The sequence below is a fragment of the Wolbachia endosymbiont of Aedes albopictus genome (assembly GCF_024804185.1).
Taxonomy (GTDB): Bacteria; Pseudomonadota; Alphaproteobacteria; order Rickettsiales; family Anaplasmataceae; genus Wolbachia; species Wolbachia pipientis_B.
Genome location: NZ_CP101657.1, coordinates 1,003,064 through 1,017,840, shown reverse-complemented (window position 1 = coordinate 1,017,840; position 14,777 = coordinate 1,003,064). Strand labels below are relative to the sequence as shown.

Genomic DNA, 14,777 nt, shown 5'->3' with positions numbered 1-14,777 from the left:
TTACCTTATTTTTTAACTTTAATTTACAGAAAATTTTAACAGTAATAAAGTTATATATATTAGTATAAATGTTAAACAAATGCTAACGCAGGTGTCAAATTATGGTAAAGTCTTTGCCCGCCTAATACACTTTAAGCAGAAATGTACATGTCTGCAAGTACAGCATTTGCTTTTTCTATCGCTCTTGCTAACATTTCCTGTTCATTGTTCTGATTTTTCACATTGATTACCTGAGCAGCTAAGTTTGCAGGAAAAGTGACCAAACTGACTTCCCATAATTCTACTTGTTTTAACACTCTAGCTCCGCTTTTATGATCAACATCATACTCTATAGGTATATAGCCGATGGAAAGTCCATTGATTACTCCAGTTTTGAGCATTAAGTACGCTTCCTTTGCTTTTTGGATGCCCAAAAGTAAGTGTGCAGTTATATACAGGCCAACATCATTTTCGCAAATATCTATAATATTACCTATAGGTTCACCAGGATTGTGCTGCCAAAGGAGTTTTATTTTATTTCTGTTTAAATTTTCCTTAAATGCTCCGGGTAAGATCAGGTCATTTTGTTTATCAACTATATTAAAAACGCTAGCATAACCAGAAAATACACCGTTTTCTCCTATGCTTTTTATTGACAATGGTGAATAGAGAAATTTCTTATTCATAAAGCCTCCTGTAATATTGGGAATTTTGTTTGCATAATGCACTGCAATGTCAAATCTATTATATGCAGTTCTCTAAAAAGGGGAAGCACTTTTCTTAGTTACTAAAAACGCTAATAACTGGAATCCAGATTGGACACTGGGTTATAAAATTCTACGTCATACCGCCACGAACCGTCATTCCGCCGCAGACCGTCATTCCGCGATTCATTCGCGGTATCTCATCCGCTAACAAGTAGAGGGATGACGAATTGCTTAACCGTCATGCCAACGCGAACCGTCATACCGCCGCGGTATCTCATCCGCTAATACATAGCGGAACGACGGTTGTCGTTTAGCTACAAATATTAAGAAATTTACCAAACGAAAAAAAAGGCAAAAGAAGCCCCGTGGTGCGAGTTTTGACCCTATATTACTGTAAGTGGCGCTGTAATAATGTGCTAACGCTTAAAATAAGCGCGATTTGGCTGAACGTAGAAAAAATAAAAAAGACATGCAGCCGCTATAATTTTATGTAATCCGCCAATAAATACTCTGAGTTTTTTACTGAATTTTATCATTGAGCCTGCAGGTCAAAAACAAGTTTTGAGTCATAAATACCCTTAATACTACAATAAGGGGGCTGGCGGAGTTTGTCAAGTAAGTTTTTTAGCCCTGTCTCCTTGCTATAATGTTCATATCGATAGAAAAGCAAAAGAATAGAATGAAATATCAAGCGATATCCTCTATAATTAAATTTTTTGAATGAAGAGATGACGATTCGTGTAGGAATTAATGGTCTGGGTAGAATAGGCAGAGGCGTATTGCGTGCTATTTTCGAAATAGAAGAATATAGCAAACAAATAGAAGTTGTAGCTGTGAATGGATCGCTCAGTGCAAAGCAGCATGCACATTTGATTAAATATGATTCTGTTCATGGCAAATTCAGTGGTGATATTGACTTTAATGAGTCTCAAAATTGGCTATCTATAAATGGCAGAAAATTTTCTTTATATAGAGAACGGAGCCCTGAAAATATTCCTTGGAATGTTGATGTAATACTTGAATGTACTGGTGCATTTAACAAGCGTGAAGAAGCAATAAGGCACAATGCAGAGAAAGTGATTGTCTCTGCTCCAGTTCCAGATGCTGATGTAACTATAGTTTATGGTGTGAATAATGATATGCTCAAAAAAGAGCATAAAGTAATATCAGCAGGTTCTTGCACTACAAATTGCCTGGCTCCAATTGTGAAAGTCCTACACTCTAATCTAGGTATAAAAAGTGGCTTTATGACTACTATACACGCCTATACGAATGATCAAAATATTCTTGATGGTAATCATAAAGATTTGCGCAGAGCAAGGGCTTGCGGATTATCTATGGTGCCAACTACAACTGGGGCAGCAAAAACAATTGGTTCTATAATTCCTGAATTAAAGGGAAAGCTAGATGGCACTGCCGTCAGAGTTCCGGTTAGCAATGTTTCTATGGTTGATTTTAAATTTACGACTGATAAGAAAGTGACTGTTAAAGAAATAAATGAAATGTTTAAGGATGCAGCTCTCTCCTCTACGTCATTCCAGCGCGTGACGCTGGAATCTAATTTCTGGATCCCAGTGTCAGCTACTCGGATGACATCAGAGGGTACTAGGATGACAGAGGGTTATCCAATGTCAAATGTACTTTCTATATGCACGGAACCTTTAGTTTCAATAGACTTTGTGCATAACCCTTATAGCGCAGTTGTGGATTTAGCTGGTACATATGTTACAGGCGACATCTGTAGAGTTGCAGCGTGGTATGACAATGAGTGGGCTTTTTCGCTGAGAATGTTAGACATAGCATTATTGAGTCATAGTAAAGTATGAATGGAAACCCAAACAAATATGCTTCATTTTTTGAGCACTTTGCGGAACTCAGAAAAAGAGTTATCTTTTGCTTTCTATTTTTTTGCGTTGCTTTTGGTTTTTGTTATTACTTTAAGGAAAATATATACCGTTTTTTACTTGCACCTTTAATAGAAGCAACAAAAGATAGCGAAGGTTTCTCTTTAATTTACACAGACTTAACAGAGGCATTTTTTGTGTATCTTAGAGTTGCTGTAATGAGTGCACTTTTGCTCTCTTTTCCTGTGTTTGCATGGCAATTCTATATGTTCTTAGCACCTGGGTTATATAAAAGTGAAAGGGCAGTGTTGTTGCCATACTTAATTGCAACACCGGTTTTATTTGTAACGGGAGCTACTGTAGTTTATTACTATATATTTCCTTTAGCCTGGAAGTTTTTTATCAACTTCGAACACAGTGGTAAATCCTTCGATATACCGATAGAGTTTATGCCATCAGTTAGCGAATATTTAGACCTCGTTCTCCAATTTATGTTTGCATTTGGCACTGCATTTCAAATTCCAGTCATACTCACATTGATGGTGAGAGTAGGGTTACTCACTACACAAAGTTTGTCAAATAAACGCAGAATCGCGATAGTAGTAATTTTTATTATCGCTGCAATCTTAACTCCACCTGATGTGTTAAGCCAAGTAGGGCTTGCAATACCAATGCTGATTTTATATGAATTGTCCATTCTAATATGTAGGTATATTGAGAAGAAGGCAAAGGATTCTGATAAATAAAAAGCCATTATAGCTGTCATTCTAAGAAAATTACATAATATATATTATGGAAAATAAAATCACATAATATAAGAAGCAAGGTTTTCCTACGTCATACCGCGATTCATTCGCGGTATCTCGGCATAGATTCCGCTAACTAGTAGCGGAATGACGAATTTGTCGTTTTTCAAATTGTCGGTAAATCTAAGTCAGTTTAGCTATATAAAACATAGTATAAAAAGAGCTATTTCAGCAAAGTTTCAAACAAATAAAGTTCATTAGCCTCACAATTGGCGCTTTACAAGTTAACGAATTATTATAACTTCTACCAAGATAATAATATAAGTAAGGTTTGGTAGTGAGGTATCAAAATGGGAAAATACACCAACGCATGGTTTTATGAGAAGACTGACCCAAATCATCACGATTGTGCAAATGATGGCACTTGCGGGCAATCTATAACGGATTTTAGGATTGGTAATTCTGATATTTCTCTACGATAACTATAGAAGAACGATCGCACAGATACCTAAGTTGCCTGACGGAAACTCTATTACATACTATAATAATTTATATAAAACTGCACAATCAAAAAACTTTGGTGAGAATACAAAATACGTAAGATTACAAGATGTGCTGCCTAATCAATTTAATTTTGAACACGGAAAGTTGAATTGCGTAATACATTATGACAATGTATCGCAACAAGAGCAGGAGCAAATGAAGCTCGATATTAAAAATGCTTATGAAGCATATAAAGCAAAGTTTTGTATTGCTAGTAATATTCAAGTTACTGTGCATACCTATATTTTTAATAATAGAGATGATTATAGGAGCTATGGCACTTTGGTTCCTGGGTTTTCACGGAGTCAATCTTCGTTCAATATTTCTGGTGGGATGACGAACGGAGAAAGCGTATTACTCTATAAAAGTGTTCATACGGACAACACTTTAGCCCATGAATTCGGTCATGTGTTTCAATTTAAGCTTTCCGAAGCAAAAGTAAGAAAATTGGACTTTGTAAATGATCAGCTGATGGCAAATGCAATTGGACTTGAGGTAGAAGAAAAAAATTATAAAGCTATTTGCAAGCAGATGGGTGTAGATGAATATGAAGATCGTGGATGGATATTTATATTTAAATACAAAGGCACCACTTATAGAGCGGAACACAGAGGTTACCTTTCAGCAGAAGAAGAAAAACTTCAATTTATCAAAGACATTAAGAACTCTCATGAATCGCTCGTTAGTGAATGTGATGGATTGGGGAGTGAGAATACAACTTTAGTGATTTACGTTGATAAAAATAAGGAGACAAGTCAAATGCTTTTTCGTAATCCAGACAAGAATATATCAAAATGGTTAGATAAGACACTCATAAGCAGAAGTAAACCTGAAGAAGATGTGGATGACACAGCAGGAAAAGAGCCTGAACCAGAATCAGCCGAAGAGGATACTCAGCAACCCAGTAATTTCTTATCCAATATTTTTTCAGCAATTAAATCCATTATTGATTCTATCTCGTTACTCTTTTCATGGCTATTTGGGTCTAAAGAGGAAAAATCTGATGACAATCTTTCTTTGTTTAAGCTCGATGCTAATGAGTTAGATCACGATGTCAAGCCTGATGCCAATGAGTTAGGTCACGATGTTAGAGATCACTTATCAGACAATTATAACCATTACAACTCATCTGATGGGCTAATGTAATATAGCTAATTTACAACCACTCCCCTACCCTTTTTAGTTGTTCATCAAATATAGAGAGGTTAAAGGAAGTGGTATTACTTAAATAATTAGATAAAAAATTAGGTGGATCATTCTGAAATTCTTGCATTTTTGTCCATAATTTTGTTAAACAACTTCCCTTTTGGTCATGTCGAACCAAATTTCTTTTTCACACCACCTTTTAAGCCACCGATGACAGCTTCGTTGGTTTTTGTCATAATGCGATCAAACACTCCCAATAACCTCTTTAATAGGTTTGGAGTTAGCGAAGAGATAAGATCAACAGATACGTTATTGTTTTTGTCATCACCACTTGCTTTATAGTCTATTGAAACGATTCCCCTACTTTTCCCGCCAGTAAGAAATTTCCCAATTATAGGAATTTTTAACAAAGATTTATTAATTGAATATGCTGGTATTACCTGTCCTTTAACTTGGAATTTATAATTTCTAATGTCGAGCTTACCGCTAGTGCTAATGCCTAATTCCGCCCCTTCAAGCCAAGATTCTTCAATTTCGACAGAGCCATCTTTGTATGAGAAAGGTACATTACATTTATAAAAGTATACACCTTCATCCTTTATAGCATTCACAATACCAGGAAGCGAAGACATCGATAATAAAGTAGTGAGTAGTGGAGCATCTTTGATATAAAAATTACTAATAGATAACATGCCATAATGTTCTTCATTTTCTCTTTGAGGAGATAGATAAAGAGAAAGTTTACCATTTTTGACTGATTTACTAATGCCTAAGGAACGCGAAAGTATACCTGCATTATCCGCATATATTTCGAGCCCTATTCCACTGTGTTCCGCTAGTATGTTGCTGCTATCTTCTAGAAACTGTCCTGTAAATTGACTTCCATTGCAATTACCTTTAGTACAGGTTACATTCAGCTTAGCATTTTTGATAACGACGCCTTCTTTCATAATTACATTGTCAACATTCATACTAATTTCTATATCTTTGTTTAATCCATTATTGTTTTTGCCAAGCAAGCCTAAAATATCACTCAAATTGATTTTCTCACCATAAATAGTTATGGCATTTTTTTCTTTATCTGATTCAATTTCTATACTAAAATCATTATCAGGCAATTTAAAATTACTAGAATTTAAATATAAATTTCCATTTCCTACTCTTCCGCTGAATTTTATATCTAGGTCATCTCCTATAACATCTAATCTGTCTATTAACAATTCATCGGCACCTTTTAATTTTACAGAGAACAAAACTTTATTGTGATCTTCAAAACGATTTTTCCACCCAAAATAACTTGAACGTGATTCAAGCTCTAATAAATCCATATTACCATTAACATATCCCGTCTTATCTTGATTTATCACCGATTCTATATTTGTATTGACATAGCCACCTATATTTTCATCAAAATCAAGTATTTGAGCGGGTAAATCTCCGGTCAAATTCCAGGCAAAACTTTCATTCCTATTGCTACTTTTCAGGTCAAATAATAGCTGTGTGTTATTCACCATACCACTACCATTTAAATCTATAAAGTCACTGCCAAAACTAAGCTTAATGTCATATTTACCAAGACTTGCATTATAGACGGCCAAATTGTCAATTTCAGAATGAAAATTTGCTGAGAAGTCTACTTTTTTGTCATCAGCATTTAGATTAAAAATGCGAAAATTAAATATAGATTTTGCCATTCCACTTACTTTATCCCTTTCAATCTTCACCACATCATCCAGCTTAAATCTTATAGGCTCATATAAACCATACGCATCACTTACAGCTTGGCCATTAATGGTTAGAACTGAATTTTCCTTATTGAGAGATTTCATTTCAATATCACCACCATTAATAGTGAAATTTTGAAACTTAGCGCTATTTACAGTAATCTCAAGATCGTTATTCTTGATAATCAAATCACCCTTTAGTTCCTTTACTTGCTCAAAATCTTCATCAAATTTTACGCTACCATTTTCTATATCAGCAACAATTACAATGTCTGACAGATCGTCATTAACCAAATTGTTAATTTTGCCATTGAAACTTACAATGGTATTTGAAACATCCCCATTAATATTATCACAATACCAGCTTTTAAATTTACTATTCACTACACCATCTGGTACATAAGTACATAAATCCTTTGCAGCAAACTTGCTAATATTAATTCTAAGCAAAGCATGACTTGTACTAAAGTTCATCTTGCCTATTAAAGAGAGATACGTATCATTTAACTTAAAATGGAAGTTTTTTACACTAATAATTCCATCACTATATGTTAAATTTATATTTACATTAGTTAAGGCCAAATTTTTGTTCAAATAATTTTCTGTATTCAATACGTATATATTTCCATCTACAATTTCATCCTTTTTATTAATTTTCACTGAGAAGCTTCCTTTGAATCCTATATTTTTGTCCAAATTGTAGCTTTTAACTAATGTAGAAAACTCGCTCAATAGTCCCAATTTTAGATCATAAAATGTCCCGTACACATTTAACAAATTGTTGCGATTTTTTACCGTAATTGATAAATCGTCCAACAATCCCTTTCCATCTTTTGTATTCACATGAATATCTAAAACATTAAAATCTTCCCCCTTCCCTATATATAATTTATCAATAAAAAATTCATCTTCTGTGCTTTTATCAATAGCGATGTTAGTAAATTCAATTTTTGAATCCGCATTTAAGTCAAAAAAAAATTCCCTTATTGTTTTTACTGAGTTTTGCAGATTAAAATTTACTGCTTTAAAGTCAGCTTCTTTCTGATTGATACATACATGCACATTATCAGCTGAAACCTGAGAGAGATTTGTGCTGGCTTTAAATAAGGAACTTAACTTAAAATGTACAAAAAGCTCAGGAACTTTTATAGTAAAATTAGGGTTTGCTATTGCCAAATCTGTAATGACTAAGTACGGATCCTTGCCATCTTTCTGCCAAACAACTGAGGTATTCTCCATATTAACGCTTGAGCCAACAAATATTTTTGATATTTTATGTTTAACATAAAAATTAATATAATTAATATTGATTTCTAAAGGCTTAAAAAAAATAAAGAAGCACAATATGAACAATAAAACTACGGAAAATAATATAGTAATTTTTTTAAGCATCGATTATTGCTTTTCTTGCTAAACTATCAGCCTCCTCATTATATTTATTGCCACTGTGTGCTTTAACCCACTTCCAATCAATTTCGTGTTGTGAAGCAACGTTATCTAGCTCTTTCCACAATTCCATATTTTTTACTGATTTTTTATTACTTGTTTTCCAGCCATTCACTTTCCACTTATTTATCCACTCTGTTATGCCATGCTTAATATAAAGACTATCCGTATATAAATTAATATTACAAGAAAATTTTAACGCTTTCAGCCCATTGATCACCGCTGTTAACTCCATTTTATTGTTTGTGGTATTTTCTTCTTTACCATAAATGTCCTTTCTATAATCTTGAAATAATATGATAGCTGCCCATCCTCCCGCTCCAGGATTACCAGAACACGCTCCATCCGTGTATATTATCACTTCCTTTTTGCTCATCTTTAACTGTAATGAATTAATAAAGTATATAGTTGCTTCTATGAAAGCACAATTTCTAAAGGTAGTTTAAGCTGCACCTTTAAATTTTATTATAGAAACAAAAAAAAGTGTGACAACGAGCATTACTAAAAGGAAAAGTAAAAAATAGTTTTTATGCTTCTGCCGTTCTTTCATAACTAAAATAAATCAATAGAACAAAAAATAATACTGGCGAATAGGGAAAATAGATAAGAAATTGAATAAGAAAACATTTGTTTCTGTGAGTTGTGGTTCTTGAATCTGAGAATTGATATAGCGTACCAAATAAAGATGCAACCTGCAAAAATTGCCATGCTTAGATAAAGTAAAGCCTTTTTCAAAAATAGAGCTGGAAGCAAGCTGGTTAATACCAGCAACACACTATAAATTAATATATATTTTCTTGTTTTTTCCGGACCATAAACAATATTGAACATTGGAATCGATGCACTTGCATAGTCTTCAGACTTATTTAAAGATAGGGCCCAAAAGTGTGGTGGAGTCCACATAAAAATTACTAAAAATAAAATGAAACTTTCCCAACTGACAGAATTAGTCACAGCTGCCCAGCCAATCATTGGAGGAAAAGCACCCGCTGCACCACCGATAACGATATTCTGCGGAGTACGCCTTTTTAGCCAAATTGTATATACGAAAACGTAAAATAATATGCTAACTGCAAGCAAAGCAGCAGAAATATAGTTTACTGCTATTGCCATGATAAATACTGACAATATTCCAAGAGTTATACCAAATTCAAGCGCACTTTCTGCAAGAACTCTGCCTGAGGGTATAGGGCGGTTTTTTGTCCTTTTCATGAGCAGATCTATGTCTCTGTCATACCACATATTTATAGCACCTGCAGATCCTGAGCCAAGAGCAACACATATAATAGATATTAGTGCTAGAAAAGGGTGCATACTACCTGGTGCAGTAACCATACCAGCAACTGCAGTAAATACCACAAGGTACATTATCCTTGGCTTCAGCAAACGCCAAAAATCCAGTATTGTTGATTCAACATTTAGCAAAACACTTGTGTACATTCTATTTTATCACTGGTGGTTTTTCGAAAGTATGAAAAGGTGGTGGTGAAGATACCGTCCATTCCAAGGTGTCACCTTCGCAAGGATTATCTCCAGCTTTTTTGCCCCATTTAAAGAGATGTATAACTATAAACACAAAAAACATAACTGAAACAAAGGACATATATGAGCCAATTGAGGATATATAATTCCAAGGGATAAACGCATCAGGATAATCAGGTATACGCCTTGGCATGCCAGCTAATCCTAAGAAATGTTGAGGTAAAAAAGTGATATTGGTACTAATAAAAGTAAGCCAAAAGTGGATTTGACCTAAGCGCTCATTATATTGTTTACCCGACATTTTACCAATCCAATAATAAAAGCCAGCAAAAGCTCCAAATAATGCAGCAAGTGACATGACATAATGGAAGTGAGAAACAACATAGTAGGTATCATGCAGAAGCTTATCTATTCCACCATGAGAAAGAATTATTCCCGTTATGCCACCGCCAACAAACATGAAAATAAAACCTAGTGCAAATAGCATAGGGGTCTTAAACTCAATTGCTCCACCCCACATAGTTGCAATCCAGCTAAAGACTTTTACACCAGTTATAACACCGATAAAAATTGTGGTAGTGCTAAAAAATGCAGCAGCGTCAGCACTAAGCCCAACAGTGAACATATGATGAGCCCAAACCATAAAGCCAAATACTGCTATACCTATCATTGCATAAACCATCCCTATGTAACCAAATACAGGTCTGTGAGAAAAAGTTGATACAACCTGACTTATGATGCCAAATGCAGGAAAAATAATTACGTAAACTTCTGGATGACCAAAAAACCAAAATAGATGTTGAAATAACACAGGATCTCCGCCACCGGCAGGATCAAAAAAGGAAGTACCAACATTGCGATCAGTAAGAAGCATAGTTATAGCACCGGCAAGCACTGGTAAAGCAACAATCAACATAAATGCTGTTAGCAAGACAGACCAAACAAACAGTGGCATCTTAGTTAATGACATGCCTTTTGCGCGCATGTTAAATATAGTAACTATAAAGTTGATCGCCCCAACAATTGACGACATACCAGCAACATGAAGTGCAAGTATAGCAATGTCAACTCCTGCACTTGGATGGGACATTACCTGTGATAAAGGTGGATATAAGGTCCAACCTGTACCTGGGCCTTCACCAATAAACACTGAGAGAATGAGCAAAATAAAAGATGACACTAATAACCAAAAACTTAAATTATTCATACGAGGAAATGCCATATCTGGTGCGCCAATCATAAGAGGTACAAACCAGTTACCAAATCCTCCCATGAGGGCTGGCATTATCATAAAAAACACCATTATCAACGCATGCCCTGTAACCATTACGTTATATAATTGATAATTATTGTTAAGTATATTAATGTGCATTAGCTGAGTGCGAATAATCACCGATAATAATCCACCAATAATTCCAGCTAATATGGAAAAAATAATGTACAGTGTCCCTATGTCTTTATGATTAGTGGAAAATAACCAACGCTTTATGCCCTTTGGTACGTCACTCATATCTATACTCCAAATTTAACTCACTAATTTTCTATTTTCAATCCACTTATTAAAATCTTCTTTGCTTACTGCTTCAACAACAATTGGCATAAATCCATGGCCTTGACCACACAATTCATAGCACTGCCCGTAATAAATACCAGACTTTTTGATATTAAACCACGCCTCATTCAGCCTACCTGGTATCGCATCAATTTTTACACCAAAAGCCGGTACTCCCCAGCTGTGTATCACATCTCCTGCTGTAACTTGTAAACGAACATTAGTATTAATGGGTAAAACGATGTTGTTATCAACAGAGAATAGCTTTAAATCTCTTTCGATAAAGTCTTCTTTTCCCTTAATATAACTATCAAATGACACACCTTGATATTCTGGATATTGGTAACTCCAATACCATTGATGGCCAATAACTTTCAGTGTTATATCAGCTTTCGGTATTTCTTCCTGTAGCTTCAGTAATTTAGCGTTTTCAAAAGCTAATATACCAACAATAATCGTTGGTATAACAAACCAAACAATTTCTAAAAGGACATTATGGTTAGTTTGGCTTACGTTTGCCACTTTGCTTTTACGAAAGCGAAATACTACATAAGCAAGCAGCGCCCACACAAAAAGCATTATTGCAACCATCACAACCATTACAAACGAATGTGACCTAACTACAGCCTCCATTACTTCAGTTGCAGGAGCAGGAAATCCAAATTGCCAGGAAGTAGGAGCAGAGGCAACAGATATATTTGAGTAAAATATTATCAATAGTGCAAATAACTTCACCATATCTTTTGTTTGTTTGCTATAAAACTAAATGATATACTGTATAATAGTATATATAAACTTACTATGCAAATAGAGATTAGTGATGGTTAATAATTTTTTAGCATTCAATAAGTATAATAGTACAATACTAATTTGAGGGAAAAGCATTTACATAAATCTATTGTAAGTAAAAATATTATAATATTTTAAATTAAGTATTTACTTTAAGTAAATTCTATAATAAGTTTAATAGTGTCTGTTACTGCTAATAACCCTCTAGCCTCACACCTAAAAGCAGTAACAGACACTATTAAACTTTATGACAAGTTTATAATTTGCAAGATCAAAATCTTACAAGTTCCTTTATTTTATTATACATTGCAGTTTGTTAATTAACTTTTAATGCCTATGGTAGCATTACAGCTTGGACCAAAAGTTTATGCATTATAGAAAATAATTATAAAAAACACACTATATTTGTATACCATACAAACTTTTTTCATTCTGCATAGCTAAGTTACTAGATTCTGTAAACAAAATCTTTAGAGAAGCCAAATGGGCAAAGTTTCATGAAGGTCTTTCGCCAAAACAAGGCAAAATACGCTAAAATTCCTGATTTGACAAAAAAATATTCAATTATGGACATTTTATAAATATGTTCACCTTCTTTTCTATTACATTTTTGCCCACAGAACCTAGAAAATTTTGAAATTTATATGCATAATTAGACAAGTAGTTTTTAACACATAACTCAAAAGACGGCGTGGTGTATGTTGCAAAGAGTTAGGGAATCATGGACAATAGAAAATTTTATGTTTCTAGGAGAAATAGGAATCAACAATGATTATGGAGATTATTAGGTTTAGGAAATTGTACTTATGAAAGTGCTAGGCATTCTGCCGGTAAATATGTTAAACAATAAGCAAGCACTGATGGAGTGGAAAGTTTTTGGTTTGTTCTAAAGCATGGTACATTTTATCACTTCAGTGTTAAATATTTAAATCGCTACGTAGATGAATTTTCAACCGGCATAATACGTTTACATGGACTTTAATGAATGTTTTAACACATATGGTCCGAAGTTCGGAAAAGGACCACATATTTTGAGCCAACTATATGAATGAAAAGAAAGTTAAAATAAATGCTTCTTTTAACGAATTAATGCTTGCTAGTGTAGGGAAAAAACCAAATAAAGAAGAAGAAACAAATAAAGTTGTTTTGCCTGTAAAGTCTCCTCTTCGTTATCCTGGTGGTAAGAGTCGTGCTGTTTCCCAAATCATTAATAAATATATTCCAAAAGGGTTACCTAAGCTTTGCTCTCCTTTTATAGGCGGAGGATCAATAGAGTTAGCGTTAGCCAGCATAGGAACAAAAGTTTATGGTTATGACGCCTTTGAACCATTAGTAAGATTTTGGCAGGTGCTTTTAAAAGATGCTTCTTACCTTGCAGAGGTGGTGCGGAAGTATCAAAATATGACATCCATCATGTTTTATAACTTACAAAAAACATTTTTCACCTTGAAAGATAGAGTTGAAATTGCTGCAGCATTTTTTGCATTAAATCGCTCATCTTTCAGCGGTACAACATTGTCGGGCGGTATGTCCCCAGGACAGCCACGTTTTACACCAAGTTCAATAGAAAGATTGGCAAAGTTCTCAATTAAAAATCTTACTGTGAATTCAGCTGACTTTAAAAAAAGTATTCCTAAACACGCAAATGATTTTTTATATTGTGATCCTCCCTATCTAATTGATCAAAAACTATATGGAAAAAGAGGTGATCAACACACAGATTTTGATCATAAAGGACTTGCCAAACTTTTAGCGACTCGTGATGGATGGATTTTGTCGTACAATGATTGCGAAGAAATACGGGATATGTATACAGGGTATCGTATTATTACACCCAAGTGGACTTATGGGATGGGTAACTCTAAAAAATCAAATGAGGTTTTAATCTTGAGCAAAGACTATAGGAAGATAGCATGAAGCAAAACATAAACGGAAAGGCGTTTGAGTATACATTAGCTACAGCATTTTATCAAATAACAAAAGCAAAGATTCAAGAAAATTCTTCTTTTGAGGTAGCTAAAAATTGCTATAGAAGTTTAGAAGATTTACATAAATATATATTAGAAAAAGCCTCCAGTGAGGCAGCAATGTTTTTGCAAGCGCATGATGCTAGAGTAACAAATGCACGTTTTATTTTGCTTCAAGATGACGGTGTTGGAATACAGGGTGATGTTCGAGATATTGTGATTGAAGTCCCTAAAGGTCAAATTGGAATTTCAGCTAAATACAATCACGCTGCAATAAAACATTCTCGACTTTCAGATAAAATTGATTTTGGTGAAGAATGGACAGATCATCCATGTGGCGAAAAATATTTTAAGACTATTCAGCCTGTATTTATGCAATTAAGAGAAATGCGTGCTCAGAATATGCTATTTAGAGATATTCAAGGAAAAGAAACAAGAATTTATTTGCCAGTTTTAACAGCGTTTGAGGATGAGCTTAAACGGCTATGTGAAAGTTTTAGAGGTGTATTTGTTGAAAAATTTTTCAGATATTTACTTGGGCGTCATGATTTTTATAAGATTATGTTAAAAATAGCATGTAAAAGAAAAACAGTCTCTTTGCAGTCCGTCAATATTGGCGGCACATTAGAATACGGTTCAAAATGGAAAATACCTGAAAGAATAAGAGTAATAAAAAGAAAGTCTGGCTCGTCAAGTACAATAGAAGTAATGTTTGAGGGTGGATGGACTATTTCTTTTAGGCTTCATAATGCAAGTAGCAAAACAGAGCCTTCTTTAAAATTCGATATTCAATTTATAGGGATTGCAAGTAGTGTAGGGCTACATATTATTGATATTGTCTAACCATATACC

General features: G+C 34.2%; 11 protein-coding genes. 5 read left to right on the top strand and 6 right to left on the bottom strand.

Going from position 1 to position 14,777, the window contains the following annotated elements:
* Positions 1-131 precede the first annotated feature (131 nt).
* Positions 132-665: an HK97 family phage prohead protease gene (locus tag NHG98_RS05290; RefSeq protein ID WP_096616031.1), complete on the bottom strand. Its 534-nt coding sequence runs from the start codon at positions 663-665 to the stop codon at positions 132-134.
* Positions 666-1,414: 749 nt separating this feature from the next.
* Here NHG98_RS05290 and NHG98_RS05285 point away from each other — a divergent pair.
* The 3 genes from NHG98_RS05285 to NHG98_RS05275 all read left to right on the top strand — a co-directional run bounded on the left by NHG98_RS05285 (position 1,415) and on the right by NHG98_RS05275 (position 4,965).
* Positions 1,415-2,512, top strand: a complete 1,098-nt coding sequence (locus NHG98_RS05285; RefSeq protein ID WP_096616848.1) for a type I glyceraldehyde-3-phosphate dehydrogenase — start codon at positions 1,415-1,417, stop codon at positions 2,510-2,512.
* Positions 2,509-3,276, top strand: a complete 768-nt coding sequence (gene tatC, locus NHG98_RS05280; RefSeq protein WP_096616774.1) for a twin-arginine translocase subunit TatC — start codon at positions 2,509-2,511, stop codon at positions 3,274-3,276. The genes NHG98_RS05285 and tatC overlap by 4 nt, the downstream gene beginning before the upstream one ends.
* 513 nt (positions 3,277-3,789) lie before the next feature.
* Complete coding sequence (locus tag NHG98_RS05275; protein ID WP_259245356.1) at positions 3,790-4,965, top strand: hypothetical protein; 1,176 nt, start codon at positions 3,790-3,792, stop codon at positions 4,963-4,965.
* A gap of 164 nt (positions 4,966-5,129) precedes the next feature.
* Here NHG98_RS05275 and NHG98_RS05270 read toward each other — a convergent pair whose 3' ends face one another.
* From NHG98_RS05270 to coxB, 5 genes are all read right to left on the bottom strand, one after another.
* A complete protein-coding gene (locus NHG98_RS05270) occupies positions 5,130-8,081 on the bottom strand; it encodes a YhdP family protein (protein ID WP_096616778.1) in 2,952 nt (983 codons plus the stop codon).
* On the bottom strand, positions 8,074-8,511 hold the full coding sequence (gene rnhA, locus NHG98_RS05265) for a ribonuclease HI (protein ID WP_096616780.1): 438 nt from the start codon (positions 8,509-8,511) through the stop codon (positions 8,074-8,076). Before rnhA ends, NHG98_RS05270 begins: the two co-directional genes overlap by 8 nt.
* A gap of 176 nt (positions 8,512-8,687) precedes the next feature.
* Positions 8,688-9,575: a heme o synthase gene (locus tag NHG98_RS05260; protein ID WP_096616782.1), complete on the bottom strand. Its 888-nt coding sequence runs from the start codon at positions 9,573-9,575 to the stop codon at positions 8,688-8,690.
* A 1-nt stretch (position 9,576) separates the two neighbouring features.
* Entirely contained in the window at positions 9,577-11,127 is a 1,551-nt protein-coding gene (gene ctaD / locus NHG98_RS05255) for a cytochrome c oxidase subunit I (protein WP_259245355.1), read from the bottom strand.
* A 15-nt stretch (positions 11,128-11,142) separates the two neighbouring features.
* A complete protein-coding gene (gene coxB / locus NHG98_RS05250) occupies positions 11,143-11,907 on the bottom strand; it encodes a cytochrome c oxidase subunit II (RefSeq protein ID WP_096616784.1) in 765 nt (254 codons plus the stop codon).
* Positions 11,908-13,002: 1,095 nt separating this feature from the next.
* On the opposite strand from coxB, the gene NHG98_RS05245 reads away from it, so the two are divergent.
* Together NHG98_RS05245 and NHG98_RS05240 are read left to right on the top strand one after the other, a co-directional pair.
* On the top strand, positions 13,003-13,875 hold the full coding sequence (locus tag NHG98_RS05245) for a DNA adenine methylase (RefSeq protein WP_259245354.1): 873 nt from the start codon (positions 13,003-13,005) through the stop codon (positions 13,873-13,875).
* Entirely contained in the window at positions 13,872-14,768 is an 897-nt protein-coding gene (locus NHG98_RS05240; protein WP_096616786.1) for a HaeIII family restriction endonuclease, read from the top strand. The genes NHG98_RS05245 and NHG98_RS05240 overlap by 4 nt, the downstream gene beginning before the upstream one ends.
* Positions 14,769-14,777: the final 9 nt, after the last annotated feature.